General features: G+C 58.2%; 18 protein-coding genes. 2 read left to right on the top strand and 16 right to left on the bottom strand.

The window, feature by feature from the left end; genetic code table 11:
- Positions 1 to 70: 70 nt before the first annotated feature.
- From AC5SEM_RS02445 to AC5SEM_RS02375, 15 genes are all read right to left on the bottom strand, one after another.
- The gene (locus AC5SEM_RS02445) at positions 71 to 652 is read right to left on the bottom strand and encodes a phage tail assembly protein (protein ID WP_471894723.1); all 582 of its coding nucleotides are present in this window, start codon (positions 650 to 652) and stop codon (positions 71 to 73) included.
- A gap of 158 nt (positions 653 to 810) precedes the next feature.
- Positions 811 to 1317 carry a phage major tail tube protein gene (locus AC5SEM_RS02440; RefSeq protein ID WP_016985055.1) on the bottom strand — a complete coding sequence of 169 codons (507 nt, stop codon included), beginning with the start codon at positions 1315 to 1317 and terminating at the stop codon, positions 811 to 813.
- A complete protein-coding gene (locus AC5SEM_RS02435) occupies positions 1317 to 2483 on the bottom strand; it encodes a phage tail sheath protein (RefSeq protein WP_495472096.1) in 1167 nt (388 codons plus the stop codon). Before AC5SEM_RS02435 ends, AC5SEM_RS02440 begins: the two co-directional genes overlap by 1 nt.
- A gap of 2 nt (positions 2484 to 2485) precedes the next feature.
- On the bottom strand, positions 2486 to 2671 hold the full coding sequence (locus AC5SEM_RS02430) for a hypothetical protein (protein ID WP_495472095.1): 186 nt from the start codon (positions 2669 to 2671) through the stop codon (positions 2486 to 2488).
- A 101-nt stretch (positions 2672 to 2772) separates the two neighbouring features.
- Complete coding sequence (locus tag AC5SEM_RS02425) at positions 2773 to 3195, bottom strand: phage tail protein (protein WP_495472094.1); 423 nt, start codon at positions 3193 to 3195, stop codon at positions 2773 to 2775.
- Between the two features lie 85 nt (positions 3196 to 3280).
- On the bottom strand, positions 3281 to 3790 hold the full coding sequence (locus AC5SEM_RS02420; RefSeq protein ID WP_116028762.1) for a DUF4376 domain-containing protein: 510 nt from the start codon (positions 3788 to 3790) through the stop codon (positions 3281 to 3283).
- 9 nt (positions 3791 to 3799) lie between these two features.
- Positions 3800 to 6574 carry a phage tail-collar fiber domain-containing protein gene (locus AC5SEM_RS02415; protein ID WP_495472093.1) on the bottom strand — a complete coding sequence of 925 codons (2775 nt, stop codon included), beginning with the start codon at positions 6572 to 6574 and terminating at the stop codon, positions 3800 to 3802.
- Entirely contained in the window at positions 6575 to 7210 is a 636-nt protein-coding gene (locus AC5SEM_RS02410; protein ID WP_116028760.1) for a phage tail protein I, read from the bottom strand.
- Positions 7207 to 8202 carry a baseplate J/gp47 family protein gene (locus tag AC5SEM_RS02405; RefSeq protein ID WP_116028759.1) on the bottom strand — a complete coding sequence of 332 codons (996 nt, stop codon included), beginning with the start codon at positions 8200 to 8202 and terminating at the stop codon, positions 7207 to 7209. Before AC5SEM_RS02405 ends, AC5SEM_RS02410 begins: the two co-directional genes overlap by 4 nt.
- Positions 8199 to 8531: a GPW/gp25 family protein gene (locus AC5SEM_RS02400; protein WP_116028758.1), complete on the bottom strand. Its 333-nt coding sequence runs from the start codon at positions 8529 to 8531 to the stop codon at positions 8199 to 8201. Before AC5SEM_RS02400 ends, AC5SEM_RS02405 begins: the two co-directional genes overlap by 4 nt.
- Positions 8532 to 8545: 14 nt before the next feature.
- On the bottom strand, positions 8546 to 9154 hold the full coding sequence (locus AC5SEM_RS02395) for a phage baseplate assembly protein V (RefSeq protein WP_116028757.1): 609 nt from the start codon (positions 9152 to 9154) through the stop codon (positions 8546 to 8548).
- Between the two features lie 3 nt (positions 9155 to 9157).
- Entirely contained in the window at positions 9158 to 9679 is a 522-nt protein-coding gene (locus tag AC5SEM_RS02390) for a hypothetical protein (protein ID WP_116028756.1), read from the bottom strand.
- 71 nt (positions 9680 to 9750) lie between these two features.
- Positions 9751 to 10089 carry a phage holin family protein gene (locus tag AC5SEM_RS02385; protein WP_077571337.1) on the bottom strand — a complete coding sequence of 113 codons (339 nt, stop codon included), beginning with the start codon at positions 10087 to 10089 and terminating at the stop codon, positions 9751 to 9753.
- Positions 10090 to 10223: 134 nt separating this feature from the next.
- Positions 10224 to 10652, bottom strand: coding sequence for a tail fiber assembly protein (locus tag AC5SEM_RS02380; RefSeq protein ID WP_116028755.1), 429 nt, complete (start codon positions 10650 to 10652; stop codon positions 10224 to 10226).
- Positions 10653 to 11253: 601 nt separating this feature from the next.
- A complete protein-coding gene (locus tag AC5SEM_RS02375) occupies positions 11254 to 11988 on the bottom strand; it encodes an XRE family transcriptional regulator (protein ID WP_007908821.1) in 735 nt (244 codons plus the stop codon).
- Between the two features lie 210 nt (positions 11989 to 12198).
- On the opposite strand from AC5SEM_RS02375, the gene mutS reads away from it, so the two are divergent.
- Positions 12199 to 14781 carry a DNA mismatch repair protein MutS gene (gene mutS / locus AC5SEM_RS02370; protein ID WP_495472092.1) on the top strand — a complete coding sequence of 861 codons (2583 nt, stop codon included), beginning with the start codon at positions 12199 to 12201 and terminating at the stop codon, positions 14779 to 14781.
- Positions 14782 to 14944: 163 nt separating this feature from the next.
- Positions 14945 to 15268: a ferredoxin FdxA gene (gene fdxA, locus AC5SEM_RS02365; RefSeq protein WP_007908827.1), complete on the top strand. Its 324-nt coding sequence runs from the start codon at positions 14945 to 14947 to the stop codon at positions 15266 to 15268.
- A gap of 527 nt (positions 15269 to 15795) precedes the next feature.
- Here fdxA and rpoS read toward each other — a convergent pair.
- Complete coding sequence (gene rpoS / locus AC5SEM_RS02360) at positions 15796 to 16806, bottom strand: RNA polymerase sigma factor RpoS (RefSeq protein WP_016985073.1); 1011 nt, start codon at positions 16804 to 16806, stop codon at positions 15796 to 15798.
- Positions 16807 to 16877 lie beyond the last annotated feature (71 nt).

Below are 16877 nucleotides of genomic sequence, written 5' to 3'. Positions count from 1 at the left end.
GCCTTTTCGGCGTCCCATTCGAGAATTTCCGCTTCACTTACCGGGTAAATGAGCGGGACGATATCGAGGATTACTTCGATGTCGCGTTCCGAAAGTAGGCCGCCGGCTGGTTTAAAAAATCGTCGATGCGCACCTGCAATTGCGTCCAGTCCGGGACGCTCATCAGGGCCAGATCGGGAATCATCAGACCGGTGCAGTGGGCAGTGATGAACTCGGCGCGCTCCTTGGCCGTTTTCAGTTTTTTCATCACTTTGGTGGCGCGCAGTACTGGCATTTCCAGCGACAGCGAGGTCACGGTGCGGCCAGTCACGGCGAGCGGTTGCAGCAGTTGCACCTGATCGGGATCGTCGGACTTTTGCGCGTCCTCGACCTGGTCGAGAAAGTACGAAGCCGGGCGTGTCGACATCTCGTGCACATACTGGGCGATGCTCACGTAGTCCGGGCGCTTGAGCTGGTCGAGTTCCTTGACCGACAGGCCAGTGGCGAGCAACGCCAGTTCGAAGAACTGATCGTCTTCGTCATCGCCGGCGCGTTCCAGCGCTTCTTTTTGCGCGGCGTAGAACAGCGGCTTGAGCTGGATTGTTGCGATCTGCGAACCGTCGTCGCCGGTGATCGGCGACAGCAGGTCATGCTGGGGTGGCATCCACGACATGTATGAATTCCTTGGTGATTCTTTTTTAGGGGGTATCGCTATTCCCTTGTAGGAGTGAGCCTGCTCGCGATAGCGGTCTTTCAAGCACATTGATGTTGCATGTGCTGACCTCATCGCGAGCAGGCTCACTCCTACAGGGTTTTGTGTTGTGCCGAGGGTTACGGCATCAGCACCGCACGCCGGGCATCACCGAGGATGTCGACGCCGTTGAGCACGAACTTCTGGGTGCGCACGTCGATATCGATCACCGGCACGCCGTTTTCCAAGCGGTTATAGGTACGGCAGGACAGCTCCAGATTGGTCTTGGGTTTTTCACCCATTTTCACCGCGGTTTCTTCGAGGGACTTCAGCTTGCCGCCAACGGTGTGGTAGGTGAACCAGGTATTGCCGTCCTGATCCTGACCGGCTTCACGCACGTTCAGCAGGATGTCGTCGCCCAGCTTCACACCCAGTGCGAGCATGACTTCGGCGCCGAGACCTTGCAGGGTCAGCTTGGCGTTGAGCGCTTTGCCGCCCTTGGCCATTTCCTCGACGATGAAGCGCCCGCCACGCATTTCTTCCACATCGAATTCGATCTTCGGCGGAGTGAATTCTTCAACGGTCGCCGACAGCGGCAGGCCTTGCAGGGTGGCCGCGATGGCCTGTCTTACGCGGTTGGTAAACATTAGAGAACGTCCTCCAGGAACTGCTCGATGATTTCATCGCGGGCGTTAAGTTGATAAACCATGTGTTCGTTCGGCGCGTAGCGGCCGTAATCGATGACCACGTACCAGGTGCCGTTCTTGTACTTCTCGACGCTGTTGAGTTCCGGGTGCAGATAGACGCTGCCGCCAGGAATGGTTTCGTCGGCGACCAGGGTTTGCAGCCAGTCGTTGATGCGTTTGACTTCCTGATCCATGAAGGATTTGGTCAGGTTCTTGGCCATGGCCTTCTGGCCGGCCTTGACCAGCTTGCGGCTGATCGCATCTTCGAGGCCGACGTAGCTGATGAACTTGCCGGTGATCGAGCGGTTACCCAGCAGCGAGAAACCGCCGAGCACGGTGCGGGCGTAGTAGCTGACGCCGTAGCGGTTGAGCAGATCGCCTTCGGTGGAGGTGTCGAGGATGTTGTATTCAACGACTCGCGAAACGTCCTCGGCGTAGGTCACCTGGTTGCCCGGGCTCTCCCACTGCTTGACCTTGGCCAGTGCGGCAATCGCCAGACTGGAAGGCGACAGGAAGACGTTTTTCTTCGCCGCTTTCGAATAAACGGCAGGCATGTTGTGGACCACCAGGCAGCGGTCGAAACCGAGATCGGCGCCGCCGAGTTCCTGGCTGTACAGCACTTGATCGGCGACCGAGGCATCCTTGCCGTCCAGCACCACTCGGGCCTTGATGCGCTTGCCGAACGAGGCGAACTCGCTGGCCACCGCTTTGGTGCCGGTGAAGCCCGGAGCACCGATGATGGTCAGGTCTTCCGGAACGCTGCCCAGCGCAGCCAGACCGAGCTTGCGGCCGGTCAGTGGATCAACGCCGCCAATCACGTTGTTGACGGTGTCGGCCGGGGTCGCACCCGCTTCGACGATCACCACGTACACCGGCACCTTGACCACTTTGAGGATCTGGTAAACCGCGTGGTACAGCGTGCCCTCTTCCGAGCCGGTCGGATCGAGCTGCGCGTGGGTGGTGAAGCTGTTGATGCGGAACGGTGCGTTGCGCGGAATCAGCGGATCGGCTTTCGGCGCAGTGCCGACCAGACCGATGACGTTGTCACCCAGGCCACCCATGGCCTCGGGGGATTCGGTGGCATTGACGGTAATGCCGTTGTGCTCGAAGTTCAGAACTTCAGCCATAGTCAGTCAGCCTTCTTGGCAGCGGCCTTTTTGGCCTGGGTGGTGGGGGTTTTCAGTTCCAGTCGACCGGCGAAGTGCAAGGCACTGGCCTCGACGTCGAGCAGATCGAGTTCTTGACCGATGCTCGACCAGTGCCCACCGCCGGTGGGGAATGGGACGAGCACGGTGTAGGTTTGGCGTTCTGCCATTTAGGTTTCTCCAGAGACGAAAAAGCCCCTTGGTTTCAAACAAGGGGCTGTAATTTGCTGATCAGCGGATAAGAAAACGTCCCGACGGTGCGGGGCGATTTTTATGCGGGCAGGCTAGCGAGCCATGTCGGCGCTAGCGGGCGATGTGCGCTCAAAGGCAACTCACCGCCCACCGGCCAGATACGAAGCACGTGACGATACGTCTGCAACTCGATGTACTGCGCCGGTGTCAGCAGCGTCGGCCAACGCTCCACTTCGTCGCGGTAACGGGTTACGACCGGATCAGTAGTCGCAATCTGCATGTTGCGCCAGGAGCGTTCGATTGCTTCAAGTTCTGCAGTCGTCGGTCCCGGCCGATCAACCAGCACTGGATAGCCTTCATCATTCGCGACAATCATTTTGCCGATGGCCTGCCCATCCAGTAGTTCATTCCAATACTCTTCCGAGATTTCAACTGCATCTACTGGAATGTTTGTATGAATGGCTGGATTGTAAAAACCACCAGTAGATTTCGAATAAAACATAGGTTCTTCCTTGTTTGATAAGTAACGACTCTAAGACCACCCTCGTGGGATGGATAGATATGAAAACGCCCCACGGTGTGGGCGTTTATTGATTCGCTGCGGTGGATGTAGCTAAGAGTGAGTCCGGCCAACCGGACTTAAGCATGGCCTCGATAAAGGTGCCGGCAACCACCGTTTCCGACAATGCCTTTTCCCGGTCAAAGCAGGTCTGTACATGAGATCGAACAGCCGTTGCTACCGCAAGAATTTGCGAAGCGGTCAGCTCGACAAAACCGTCGACAGCTTTGTAACTGCATTTATAGGCCGGGTCCAACATCGCAGAAACAGCCATTCCAGCGATCAGCGACTGGCTGTCTCGGGAAGTATCAATGGCCACACCCTCGACCATGACTCCCGAACCTTCTCGGCGGAATCGCTCTGCAGTAATCAAGTTCAACTGGCGGCTTTTGACTAATTCGCCAGAGGTGAAACCAAAGGCGTCTTCCAGTTCTTTTTCAGTAGGTTCATGGTCAAAAAGAATTTCACCCTCTGCCAGTGGCCAGTCAGGGGCGACACCTCGAAAGGCCGTTCCCTCTTTTGAGTACGCTCTCAACATAGGTATCCCCTAAAACGTGTATTGGGAAATATGGACGGAATTAGCTCGGGACAAAATTGAGTCCAGAATGTAGTGAATCGTTTGTGGCGTAGTCATAACCAGGTCGGAGAATGAACTGAGAGTTCCCAGCCCCAGCATTCCTCCAATACCGACCGTTTTTAATCCCGTTCCGAGCGCATCGGATGCAAGTCCCAGATAACCACCCGCAGCGTTTTCAGCACTACTGATGTAGTGAACGTAGCCGCCAACGGTTTTTGCGTTTTTTGGAACAATCGACGCCAGGGAAACAGGTGTCCATGTCAAAGACGCCCCGTTAGACAAGACTTGCGCTCTGGGGATGGATATCGATCGTTGATGCTGAACACCGGTAACCATCAATCGATTGGTGTCGGTTTGCCAAACGCTGACCAGCGCGCTCGCGGTGTATCCGGCCGGCATGTAAGCGCCGGAATAAACCTCAGGAATCAACGTCGAGGACGCATTGACGCCGAGTAGCTTGGCAATACGCAGCACAGGATTATAGATAACGTAAATCCCGACACTGCCGAGCGCCGGGGCAACCCCGACATCCATCCCGCCAGCACCAATGGTCGTCAAATCTATAGATAGATTGACGCTCGACAGTTTGTATTGAGCGGTACCGGGTTGCTCAACAATCAACTGATCAGCAGTGAGTGTCGCAACCGATGCCGCACTTGGAAGCGATACTCGCAAATTACGAGTTGCTCCAACCTCGGAACCGTTGAGCCGCCAACTTTTAATGTCTGCAGCCAACGCAGCGATGTCGATACTTCCCTGATTGATCGGTGCGTTCCAGGCTTTAATGCACCACATCACCGCCAGGTTGTTCGGCCTTGTAATGCCATAAGTGACCTCAGGACCCCCGGGCAATGGGAAGTTCGCCTGAGGATTCACGCCCATGAGTGTTACGCCGGCGTAAAGCGCCGGGTCACCGCTGTCATAGCCGGTTCGAATCCTTGAAGCCTCATAATCAGCGAGATTGGAGGCAATCGTCTGTGTGGCCGGAACATTGGTATCGATTGCAGCAATACTGCCCTTCTGCCAACTGCCAATTGCCCTTCCTGGATCAGCACCACGCCCGTGATCCCAACCACGGAGAAACTCGCCACGCGACTCCGGCAAGCGGAAGTTACCCGCGCCCTCATTGCCCTTGTTGTAAGCGGTACCGAGATAGACGGCCAGATCCGGATAAGTCGCAATGCTCTGCACACTGCCGTCCAGCTCCAGATAACCGGGAGCGACGATGCCAGTCGGGAAGGCCAGAACAGCGCCAACTGGGACAGCGGATTTTAACCGTTCGACTTCCTTGGCCAGTGCGGCTACATCGATAGTTCCCTGATTGACCGGGGCGTTCCAGGCTTTGATGCACCACATGACGGCGATGTTGCGAGGTCGTGCTTCCGCGCCACCAGAACTATTGAAGCCAGCCGCGAAATTGGTGATTACGGCCGTATTGCCGTTGTCTACCACTACGGCACTCGGATTACTGCCGGTGGCATTGGCGAATGCCTGCATGCGGGTGACGGTATGAGCATGCGCCTTGTTGTCGTCGGCCTGCCAACTGCCGAGACCACGTCCGGCGTCTACTCCACGTCCATGATCCCAACCGCGCAAGAATTCCCCGCGCGTCTCGGGCAAGCGGAAATTACCAACCCCCTCATCACCCTTGTTGAACTTGCTACCCAGATAAGCGCTCAAGTCCGGGTAAGTCGCGCTGCTCTTGACGCTGTTATCCAGTTCAAGAAACCCCGGCGGTGGTGCATCAACCGGAAACGCGACGATCGATCCCACCGGCAACGCCGACGCCTTGGCAATCAGCGCTTCAACTTCAGCCTTGGTGTACGAGTCCTTGATGCCGAACCCGGCCAACGTTTCAGGGTTGCCCCCCGCCGTCGCGCGGCCATATTCATCGACCGTCAGACTCTTGTAAGTCCCGGCAGCAATCCCGGTACGCCCAGCCAGCATCTTGAAGGTCAGTGCAGTAGTGCCCAAAGTGATAGGTGCATTAGTCGTGAGATGCCAAAGCGAATCACCGTTCGCCGTACCCTCCTCCACCATCACCGTCAGGCCCGGCGTCACCTTGGCGCTGCTGTTGGCATCGGTCGCCCGCACCCAGTCACCATTGGCGACAATCCACAGGCCGTTGTCCTTGGCCAGCGTCTGATTCGCAACAAGCACGCGGTCGCCAGCAATCACTGCGACACCGTCAATTTGCTTCGCACCACTCAATACGATGTTGCTGGATGCCGCAACACGCACCGACTGCTTGCCATCGAGTTTGCCGAGTTCTTCGGCGAGATAACTCATGACCCAGGCACGCGTGGCCTTAACAACGGTGTCATCAATCAACAACGTCACCAGCGACGCATTACTCGTCTCGAAAATCGAGCGAATGTAGAACTCTTTCCCCGAACCCGACGTGGCCAGAACCGGTTTGAACGACTCCGGATATTTGACGATGGCGTAAAGAATCCCGGTATCAGTCCAAAGCCCCGCCTCTCGCACATACCACCCACCAACATCCGGCGGAATGGTCACTTCGGCGAGCAGCCAGCTCGGGTTCTTCTCGTCCTGGAACAGCGCATTCAGCGGCCCGCGCCAGACTTCGCGTTTCAGCGCGGTGGCGGTCGCGGCCGGGTTGTAGACCGTGCCGCCGCCATCGCCGACGGAAATCTGCGTCAACTTGATCGGCGTGCCCGCGGCCTTGCACGCCGTTTCGTAGGCAATCCCTGCGTTGGTGAGCAGGGTGTAATAGTCAGCCATTCAGGCCCCCTGAGGATAAATTGTGGATGTTTCGACGGTGTACATACCGGCAGCCATGAACGCCTCTCCCGAGGTTTCCAGCCCTTCGATGAACACCGGATAAACCGTGGTCAGTTCGCCGCAAAACGTCGCGGCGGCGATGACGTGATTGCCGAAAGCGCTCAAGCCAACGGAGACCGTCAGCACATCGCGTTCGCTCTTGGCATCAGCCAAGCGTCGGTCGAGACGGGCGTCGATTTCTTCGCTGTAGGGTTGGTCGCTGAAGGCTCGTACGGAAAAGCTGTACGGCGCACCGGGCGGTGTCTGTTCGTACCAGGCGCGGATCTCGGGTCTTAACTGCAAACCCTTGGCAGCGTTTTCCAACGCCTTGCGAGTGCCGGCCTGGCGCGCAGTGGGCCAGGCCAGTTCGACGGTCAGGCGCTTTTCTGCCTCCGGCGCGGCGGTGCTCCACTCGGCAACACCGCGATCCGCTGCCAGATACGGCAGAAAGGCGATCGGTGTTTCGCTCGGGTTCATCAGTTCCGGAAACGGCGGCGCGATGCGATCAAGCAGTGCGCCGAAACCCAGATCCAGTCCACGTTCGAGTGCCGAGCTGTTCGCAGGCAACAACGTCGGGCGCTGATTTTTTTCACTCATAGCGTCAGCACCTCAACCTCGACCGCCGTGCAATATGGCGCTTGAAACGCCGTCGTCACGATCGGCGTCAGCGGCTCGAGAATCTGCAGTTGCACAGCGCCGGCGCTGTGCAACGTGTAGTCGATCCAGCTCGGATCGACCCGGCCTTCAAGGCGATGACAACTGTCGGCGTAGGCCTGCAATTGCTGTTGCGCGGCGACTTTGGTCAGGCCCGAATCGGGGCCGGAATTGATCTTGGCGATCACGCGGATCTTGTAGCGCTGAATGTCGGCAGCCTTGACCGTGACAAGGTCGGTTTCCGGTCGCACATCAGGCCGCGAGAAGTGCTGACGAACGCCGTCAAGCAATGTTTGGGTAGGCGTGCCATCGCCGTCGCGGGACAGCACCGTGACCTGCACTTCGCCTGGTGCCGTGCGGCGCCCGTTGCCATCCTTGACCTGCGCAGCGAGGCCGTCCGGGTCGAAGGTGTACGTGACGTTCACCACACCCGCCTCGGTGGATTCGACCTGCACCGTCGGACGCTCGCCGAGCGTAAAGACCTCGCGGCGATACTGCATCCGCGAACCTGCTGCCGGCGCATGGGGCGCCAGGTAGTAACGCAAGCGAGCATCGTCGTCGCTTTCATAAATCGCTGGCACCGGCGGAAATGCCGCCGGATCTCCCGGATCAAGCAACTGCCGCTCAAGGCCCATGTCCGCCAGCCGCGCATCGAGGTTGCTGCCCGTCGCCCACCACGCCAGCATCTGTTTAATGCGAGCGTTGTATTTGCGCTCGTGGGTTTGCAACCGGACACAGAAAGCCTCCAGCGCCAGAGCCAGCAGTTCGCTCTCGTTTTCCAGGCTGGTCTTGAGTTTCGCGGCACTGTCCGGCGAGCGCGCGCCGACGTATTCGATGACGAAAGCCTTGAACTCGGCGAGCAGATCTTCAAAAGCTTCGACGGTAATCAGCGCGGGTTCGGCCAATTGGTTCTGGCCGGGGATCAACATGCTCATGTGACGACCTCGAAGGATTGTTGGCGGTTTTTCCAGGTACCGGCGAAACGCAGGAGCAGACCGGCGCCCTGACGGCTGGCGACGATCACTTGCGGTTGAAAATCATCGATGCCGTTTTGCTTGTTGTAGAACGCTTGCGCCGCGTGGCTCTGGGCCAGAAGCAGAACGTCGTCACCGAGGTTCTGGCCCAACAACGTGGGGATCAGCGAGCCATAAAGGGGCCGTTTTTGCCGGGTACCCAGCGGCGTGGTCAGGGCCCGGGTCGCGCGCTGCACAAACTGCAGCCAGTCGTCGACCGTAGCCCCGCTGTCTCTATCAATTCCGATCATGGGAGGCTCTTGAATCAGGGGCTGATGACGCGGCCCTGGTGATCGATCAATGGGCCGCTGAAATGCACGCCAGAAGCGTCGATGGTCAGGCCGACTGCACCGAGTTGCAGGGTGATGATTTGTGGTGTCATCGCTAACCGGGCCGGGCCGATGCTCAGTTCCAGTGATTCGCGCGAGCCGCTGAAGGCTGCCGGGCCGTTTTGCCAGTGCAAGGTGTGTGAAGCATCGTCGTAACCGCTTTCGCTGCCATCGTGATGCACTCGCCGGGTCAGCGTCGGCACCGTGGAGGCTGGCGGAAAGCGGTCGCTGTTCAAGCCGAACAACGCCACACTCTGTGCACCGCTTTCGCCGCTGCCGTAATTGAACAGCAGACACTGCTCGCCCACCGTAGGGATGCGCGATTCGCTTTGCGCCCCGGCACTCGGGTTGAAAAACTTGATGGCTGGCGTGAGCAAGCCACCGTGACTGACCTGGCAGGTATTTTTCGCAGCGTCGACTGTCTGGCAGATACCAATGCGACAGAAGCTTTCAGCGCGGCGGTGCAGGTCGTCGATTTCCGCTTCCATCTCTGCCAGCCGTTCGATGATCGGGCCAAGTTGCATGCGCAGTAATGCGTCGAACATTGGTCAGCCCTCCAGCGCGGTGTATTGGTCGGGGTCGTCGATGTTGCTGACTTCCCAGGTGCGGGCGAATTTCGGCGTGCCCAGCGGGTCGTCAAGCAAGATCGGGCCGAGGTAGAGGGTCTGATTGAACGTCAGGGTCCAGGCTTTGTATTGCTGGTTGGCGCGGACAAGTAGCGACGGCAAACCATCGATGTTGATCGGCAGATCACATTGATCGCCGGGCAGACCCCAGCGGTTGTCGGTGATCAGGTTTTTCAGCACGGCGATCAGATCGCACGCGGCAAAAGCACTGGCCGATAGCGCCGGGACGACTTGCAGCGATAGCGTCAGGACATGGGCGATACGCCCGTCAGCGGCACGCGCTCCCGGTGCATTGCGATCAAAGTCGATCAGCACCCAAGCCTGATCGCCTGGCGCGGTGAAATCGTCGTGATTGCCGACGCTGATATTGAGCCCGGCGGTGTTGCGCAGCGTCGCCGCGATGGCGGTGAACAGTTGCGACGGCTGCTGAATCGGTGTGGGCATACATGACCTCCTTTTCAATCGTCCACGCGAAACCCTGCCGCCGTTATGGCGGCACGGATAAACAGTCGAGGTTAAGGCTGGTCGCGCGGTGGTACTTCACAAACGCCGATGCGCTTGGCGGCCCAGCGTTCATACAGCCCGATGGCCACGTCAGCCCCGGCCATTGCGGTAAGGCAACCGAACGCGCCGGCCGCCCAGATCGACATCCCGGCGGCGTACAGCAGCATGATCGCCGACACGCCGCAGATCATGCAGGCGCCGGAGCGCAGGGCCAGGCGGCGCAGCAGCGGCCAGCCACGCGCGCCCTCCTTGTCGGCGCGCCACATTTCGCCGGACACCCCGCCGACGACGGCAAGGAGGATGACCAGCCAGATCGGCATGTCCGCCAACGCTTGTTGCTCGTTTGTCATGTCACGCCTCCTGGTGTGATGGATGAGTGGTGTGTGTTGGGTTCAATCGGTTTCTCTTGAGGTAGGCATTCCAAAAAGCCCGGCGCTGGGCCGGGCTTTTCAGTAATACAGACCAGATGAATCAGACCGACGACTCAGGCCAGGGAAAAAGGTACGGTTGGCCAAACGACGGTATATGGATAACCCGCTTGATTCTTGAAATCGCACACGGCAATGACGTATTGCTTGTAAGCCAGTAACGCCGCTTCTTCATCTGGCGTTGCGATACCAAGATCTTTTTTGTAATCGAATGGGTTGAAGGTCAGCCAACCTTTAGCATCGGACAGCCGTTGAGTCGCCACGACTTTGACTTCAGCGGCCACCTCGTCATAGGTAGGTGCATGCAAATCCCACTGGTTGTTGACCGATCTGGCATTCCAACCGACCGCGACGTCAGGGTTGCCGGTGACATCCACCCATTGCCCCCACAAACCATCGGGAGGACTGCCAGGGGTTCCTTCATCGGTCTCAAGAACTTGATAAACCTTGAAAGTGGTAAATGAGATAAACGCGTATCGATTCATGTGTTTCTCCTTGGATCGGCTATTGGGGTGCAGACAGAGGGGCCAGCCATGCGTGTAGGGACAAGCAATGCGCTGACCCACTCGATAAAGTGCGACGGGCCAGACGATGATTGCCGGGCCGACGCTTGAGCCTCAGGAAGGCATTCCAAAAAGCCCGGCGACGATGCACCAGGCTTTTCAGTAATGCGGTCCTTCGCCTTCCTTCAAATCCTGTGTTCGAGAAGGAAGCTGACTTTTCGGCGCTACTGGCGCGGTACGAGTCCGTTCAAGTTTTTTTTCCGACCGCGGTCCCTGCCCGCCGGATAACTGCTTCTGGTGCTTTACGCTGCACACCCGGGTCAGTTGCCAACCCTCTGAACCGTTGAGGCCGGTTCATCGCTGCCTGTTCTTGTGGAACTAAAGAGCTTTCTTGCCAGCCGCTTTGTCGAGCGGCTTGGTGGCAAGAATATGCATGTATGCATATCCAGTCAATGCAAAAATGCATTTATTTATGCATTATAAATGCGCAAACGCATGAAAGCCCCGCAACTCAAGGGTTTGGCGGTTTCATCAAGGCGAAAAAAAACCCGCCAATGGGCGGGTTTGTCTGAAGAGGGTCGGGTTAGCGGGCGTACATGCCCCACCAGAAGACGTGACCGAGGATGACGATCTGCTCTTCCTGGATTTCCTGGAAGCTGTAGTCCTCGTCCGGATGCTCATCGCGATTGAAGCTGCGCAGACGAATGCCGGTAGGCAAGCGGTAAAGCTGCTTTACGCGTAACTGGCCGTTGTGATTGATCGCGTACAGGTCGCCATCAATGATGTCGCCGATGCCGCATTTACCGGCGTTGACGCCGACGGTGGCACCATCACGCAACACCGGCAACATGCTGTTGCCGCGCACTGTCACGCATTTGGCCTGGTCGAACTGCACACCGTTATGGCGCAGACTGCGCTTGCCGAAGCGCAGGCTAGAGCGCTCGCTCTCTTCGATGACGAATCTTCCTGATCCAGCAGCCAATTCAACCTCGCGAAGGAACGGCACCGATACTTCGTCATCATCGACCGGCGTATCGTCGTCCCACAGCATTATGTCCTTGAGTTCCGCGTGTACATCATCACGCGCGGCACCGGCCGACGGCGCGACATCTGCGCGCCCGCGCAATTGATCGGTGCTCACGGCGAAGTACTCGGCGATCTTCGAAATGTGTTTATCCGAGGGATCGACGATCTTCCCGCTGAGAATCCGCGAGAGAGTGGATTGGGGCACGCCGGTGCGACGGTGGAGCTCCGTGGGGGAGATCCCGTGCTGGTCGAGCAGTGCTCTTAAGACGGAGGCTACGTTGCGTTTTTGCATAACGCGCATAGTGCTTGAAGTTATTCGTTAAGACAAATGCTGATTTGCATAAATAATGCATAAGCACACATTTCGATGAAGAAAACCGTCACCGGGCTGCGACGCCTGCGCCCGACAGACTGCCCATGGTAACCTTGCGCCCATCGCGGAAAAGCCCGGCTGATGCCCCGCTTTTGCCCTACATTTTTTAACGAGTTGCCTGACAATCCGATGAATAAAGCCGTCTCCGACCTGTTCTCCCACACTCCGATGATGCAGCAGTACTGGCGACTGAAGAATCAGCATCCAGATCAGCTGATGTTCTACCGCATGGGCGACTTCTACGAGATCTTCTACGAAGACGCGAAGAAGGCGGCCAAGTTGCTCGACATCACCCTGACCGCGCGCGGACAGTCGGCGGGGCAGGCGATTCCGATGTGTGGCATTCCTTACCACGCAGCGGAAGGCTATCTGGCGAAACTGGTCAAGCTTGGCGAATCGGTGGTGATCTGCGAGCAAGTCGGCGACCCAGCGACCAGCAAAGGCCCGGTGGAGCGTCAGGTGGTGCGGATCCTCACGCCGGGGACGGTCAGTGACGAGGCGCTGCTCGACGAGCGCCGCGACAACCTGATCGCTGCACTGCTGGGTGACGAGCGCCTGTTCGGTCTGGCCGTGCTGGACATCACCAGCGGCAGTTTCAGCGTGTCGGAAATCAAAGGCTGGGAGAACCTGCTGGCGGAACTGGAGCGGATCAATCCGGTGGAGCTGCTGATCCCGGATGACTGGCCGAGGGACTTGCCAGCGGAAAAACGCCGTGGCGTCAGTCGTCGCGCACCGTGGGATTTCGAGCGCGACTCGGCGCTGAAAAGTCTCTGCCAACAGTTTTCCACCCAAGACCTGAAGGGCTTTGGCTGCGAGAACCTGACCCTGGCCATCGGCGCTGCCGGTTGCCTGTTGGCCTACGCCAAGGAAACTCAGCGTACCGCCCTGCCCCACCTGCGCAGCCTGCGCCACGAACGTCTGGATGACACGGTGGTGCTGGACGGTGCGAGCCGTCGCAACCTTGAACTCGACACCAACCTGGCCGGTGGTCGCGACAACACCCTGCAATCGGTGGTCGATCGCTGCCAGACCGCCATGGGCAGCCGTTTGCTGACTCGCTGGCTGAATCGCCCGTTGCGCGATCTGACGGTATTGCTGGCGCGCCAGACCTCGATCACTTGCCTGCTCGATCGCTACCGTTTCGAAAAGCTGCAACCGCAGCTCAAGGAAATCGGCGACATCGAGCGGATTCTTGCGCGGATCGGCCTGCGCAACGCACGTCCTCGTGACTTGGCGCGCCTGCGTGACGCCCTCGGTGCCCTGCCTGAACTGCAAGTGGCAATGACCGACCTGGAAGCGCCGCACCTGCAAGGTCTGGCGACCATCACCAGCACCTACCCGGAGCTGGCGGCACTGCTGGAAAAAGCCATCATCGATAACCCACCCGCAGTGATCCGTGACGGCGGCGTGCTGAAAACCGGCTACGACAGCGAACTCGACGAGCTGCAATCGCTGAGCGAAAACGCCGGCCAATTCCTTATCGACCTGGAAGCACGCGAGAAGGCCCGTACCGGCCTGAGCCACCTGAAAGTCGGCTACAACCGCATTCACGGCTACTTCATCGAGTTGCCGAGCAAGCAGGCCGAATCCGCCCCGGCGGATTACATCCGTCGCCAGACGCTGAAAGGTGCCGAGCGTTTCATCACGCCTGAGCTGAAAGAGTTCGAAGACAAGGCGCTATCGGCCAAGAGCCGTGCTCTAGCCCGCGAGAAGATGCTCTACGAAGCGCTGCTGGAAGATCTGATCAGCCAGTTGCCGCCGTTGCAGGACACCGCCGGCGCACTGGCGGAACTGGACGTGTTGAGCAACCTCGCCGAGCGTGCGCTGAACCTCGACCTGAACTGCCCGCGCTTCGTCAGCGAGCCGTGCATGCGCATCACCCAGGGTCGTCACCCGGTGGTCGAGCAAGTGCTGACCACGCCGTTCGTGGCCAACGACCTGAGCCTGGACGACAACACGCGCATGTTGGTGATCACCGGCCCGAACATGGGCGGTAAATCCACCTACATGCGTCAAACCGCATTGATCGTGCTGCTGGCGCATATCGGCAGCTTCGTACCGGCGGCCAGTTGCGAACTGTCGCTGGTCGACCGCATCTTCACCCGCATCGGCTCCAGTGATGACTTGGCCGGTGGTCGTTCGACCTTCATGGTCGAAATGAGCGAAACCGCGAACATCCTGCACAACGCCACCGAGCGCAGCCTGGTGTTGATGGACGAAGTCGGTCGCGGCACCAGCACCTTCGACGGTCTGTCGCTGGCATGGGCGGCGGCCGAGCGTCTGGCTCATTTGCGCGCCTATACGCTGTTCGCTACGCACTACTTCGAACTGACTGTGTTGCCGGAAGCCGAGCCACTGGTGGCCAACGTCCACCTCAACGCCACCGAGCACAACGAACGCATCGTGTTCCTGCACCACGTGCTGCCCGGCCCTGCCAGCCAAAGCTATGGCCTGGCAGTGGCGCAACTGGCCGGCGTGCCAAGCGAAGTGATCGTGCGCGCCCGCGAGCACCTGAGCCGACTGGAAGAAACCGCTTTGCCGCATGAAGCGCCGAAACCGGTCGCCAAGGGCAAACCGGCGACGCCACAGCAGAGCGACATGTTCGCCAGCCTGCCGCACCCGGTGCTCGATGAGCTGGCTAAACTGGATCTGGATGACCTGACCCCGCGTCGTGCGCTCGAAATGCTCTATGCATTGAAGAACCGGATATAAGCACTGAAGAAGCGGATATAACGCAAACGGCTTCAAGCTGTTAGAATCTCGCGCGGTTTGGGATGCTGCTGGCTAATAGCCTGGCCAGCAGGTATCGCTCCCGAACCTGGCGACCCCAACCGTGAAGGGGCAACGCTGCCGCCGCCTGAGGAGAAAATTAGAAATGACCTTCGTCGTCACCGACAACTGCATCAAGTGCAAGTACACCGACTGCGTAGAAGTCTGTCCGGTGGACTGCTTTTACGAAGGCCCGAATTTCCTGGTGATTCACCCGGATGAGTGCATCGACTGCGCCCTGTGCGAACCGGAATGCCCGGCCGTAGCCATTTTCTCCGAGGACGAAGTTCCGGAAGAGATGCAGGAGTTCATTCAACTCAACGTTGAGCTGGCTGAAATCTGGCCGAACATCACCGAGAAGAAAGAATCGCTGCCAGATGCTGAAGAGTGGGATGGCGTCAAAGGCAAGATCAAAGATCTCGAACGCTGATCTGTCGCGCGCTCGAATGAAAAGGCCCCTTGCGGGCCTTTTTGCTTTTCTGTCTTTTACTTTTCTACGGGCAAAAAAAAGGGGCGGTATGACCCGCCCACATTTTTTCCCTATTCCCTGTATTCCTTTTCATCGTCCTGATGAATCGCTTCCTGCGATGTCCGTTCCCCTCTTCCTTGAAGGGCGTGTCTGTCCGTCGACACAACCCAGATACTAGAGAATTCCCCGGCGAGAGCAATCGGCCCTGAGTCTGGGAAAGCGCTGTAATAAGCACTTCATAATAAAAAATAAATATACAAATCAATATGTTATGCAGCAACATGGAGAGCAATCGACGTCTGCCGTCTTGTAAAGATAGTGAACACTTACGAAAGAGTAAGCCAAGGCTTACACCGCGAGACTACAAACGATGGAAATGCCAACCGTACGTCTGACAATGAAAAAGGCTTGCGAGATGAGCATTAAATCGAGGCCAACAAAAAACCCCGAACCAGTCGGGGCTTCTTGCGGGCGAGCGTGTGAGGCGCTTACTGGAACAGCGACTCGCTCGACAGGCCATTCTTCTCGAGGATTTCACGAAGGCGCTTGAGGCCTTCCACCTGGATCTGCCGCACCCGTTCCCGGGTCAGGCCGATCTCCAGGCCTACATCTTCCAGCGTGCTGCTCTCGTGGCCGCGCAGACCGAAGCGGCGTACAACCACCTCGCGCTGCTTGTCGGTCAACTCCGACAGCCATTGATCAATGCTCTGCGACAGGTCGTCGTCCTGCAGCAGTTCACAGGGATCGGTTGGACGATCATCAGTGAGGGTGTCCAGCAGGGTTTTATCCGAATCCGGACCCAGCGAGACGTCGACCGAAGAAACCCGTTCGTTCAGGCCCAGCATGCGCTTGACCTCGCCCACCGGTTTTTCCAGCAGGTTGGCAATTTCTTCGGGTGAAGGTTCGTGGTCGAGCTTTTGCGTCAGCTCCCGTGCAGCCCGCAGGTACACATTGAGTTCCTTGACCACATGAATCGGCAACCGGATGGTCCGGGTCTGATTCATGATCGCGCGCTCGATGGTCTGACGAATCCACCATGTCGCGTAGGTCGAGAAGCGGAAGCCGCGTTCGGGATCGAACTTTTCCACCGCGCGGATCAGCCCGAGGTTGCCCTCTTCGATCAGATCCAGCAGCGACAGCCCCCGATTGACGTAACGCCGGGCGATTTTCACCACCAGCCGCAGGTTACTTTCAATCATGCGCTTGCGTCCGGCCGGATCGCCACTTTGCGACAGTCGCGCAAAATGAACTTCTTCCTCCGGAGAGAGCAGTGGGGAAAAGCCGATTTCGTTGAGATACAGCTGCGTGGCATCAAGTGCCCGCGTGTAGTCGATGTACTTATGTTGTTTAAGTGAAGCGGAGTGTTTGGATTTGGAACGAACGGAAGGTGGAGCAGCCCCTTCATCATTCGACATCGAAGATTCCGAATCGATGCCGGCCTCCATAAGGAGAACCTCATCGTCGATGTCAAACTCCGGCACTTCTTTACTGAGAGCCATTGTTATAGTCCTTTGGTGAGTTCGACCCCAAGCTCAAGCGGCGCCTTTATCCTTGGCAGCGCTGGAGCCTG

Source organism: Pseudomonas sp. CH61, from assembly GCF_059429415.1.
This window is presented reverse-complemented; position numbering and strand designations above follow the sequence as displayed.